The sequence below is a fragment of the Paenibacillus sp. NRS-1782 genome (assembly GCF_050467685.1).
GTDB lineage: Bacteria > Bacillota > Bacilli > Paenibacillales > Paenibacillaceae > Paenibacillus > Paenibacillus terrae_A.
This window is the reverse complement of sequence record NZ_JBITPH010000120.1, coordinates 1-1267: the sequence shown is the minus strand read 5'-3', so window position 1 is coordinate 1267 and position 1267 is coordinate 1. Positions and strand designations below refer to the sequence as shown.

Here is a 1267-nt window from a genome sequence, read left to right as displayed (position 1 = left end):
TTGTTTTACAAGATTATTTTAATCAAGGTTTTTTTAATTGGGAGTATCCTAGAGGGGTGCTAAAAAGTGTTTACCATCAGTTAAAAAATAGAATTTCAACTAACTCTGATATAATATCTAGAATATTAGGTTCCATTTTACAGGTTTTATTTAAAATTTATAAAAGGATTTTTAAATGATGAGAGGGAGGCTTGAAAGATTTGAATATAAAGAAAATAATTATTAAATCAGTACCTCCTCTAAAAAAGGTTATTGATGAGAGGGAAACTTATTATATATCTTCTAATAATTATTACCAATTACTTGAACAAAAAAAAATAGCTTATGAGCAACTCGTCAATGATAATAGATTATTGGAAAATAGTATAAGAACACTAACTTGCCAAAACGAAAACTTAACAAAGCAGAATAGTACTCTTTCCGAAGAGAAAACCTATCTTTTAAAAGAAAAAAGTATTTTTGAAGAAAAGTATGAGTTGCTTTTACAAGATAAAAATAATCTGTTGAATAATGTGGAGAGTTTATCAGCCATTAATGAGGAACTAAGTCAAGAAAATATCAAACTAAAACAACAAGAAAAGAAAATGTTGGAGATAAGCTCAAGTGAGTTTTGGGATAGTCATTATAAAGATGGATTTACATCTGGGACGGGTTCCTATGATCATCTTGCTGAGTTCAAAGCAACTATAATAAATGAATTTGTTGAAAGTCATCGAATTGAATCTGTTATTGAGTTTGGTTGCGGTGATGGAAATCAACTTTCTCTTATGAACTACCCAGTGTATGTAGGAGTGGATGTTTCTGAAACGATTATAAAAAAAAATAAAGATAAATTTGCAGATTATGATAATAGAGCTTTTTTTCACAGAGGCGAAAAAAACAATTATATGAATAAAAAATATGATCTTGCTCTGTCTTTAGATGTAATCTTTCACTTGGTTGAAGATACGGTATATATAGAATATATGAAAGATTTGTTCAAGGCATCTAGTAAGTACGTGATAATTTATTCCAGTAATCATGAAGAATTCACGAGATGGCCAGAATTTAGAAATCGAAAATTTATGAAGTATGTTCAAGAAAATGAGAGTGATTGGAAACTAGTTGATTTTGTTGCTAATAAATATCCCTTTGAGTTAGGCAATGAAGATATGACCTCTCCATCTGATTTTTATATTTTCGAAAAAATGTAAATTAAGCAGGGCTATGACGATTAGAATAGGCGGTTATTATGAGAAATGATATTAAGGTATCAGTTATTGTACCA

At 29.0% G+C, this 1267-nt stretch carries 1 protein-coding gene; it reads left to right on the top strand.

Annotated elements, in window-relative coordinates:
- Positions 1–200: 200 nt before the first annotated feature.
- Positions 201–1193 (top strand): class I SAM-dependent methyltransferase, encoded by a 993-nt coding sequence (locus ACIFQM_RS24945; protein WP_430044601.1) that lies wholly within the window; start codon positions 201–203, stop codon positions 1191–1193.
- Positions 1194–1267: the final 74 nt, after the last annotated feature.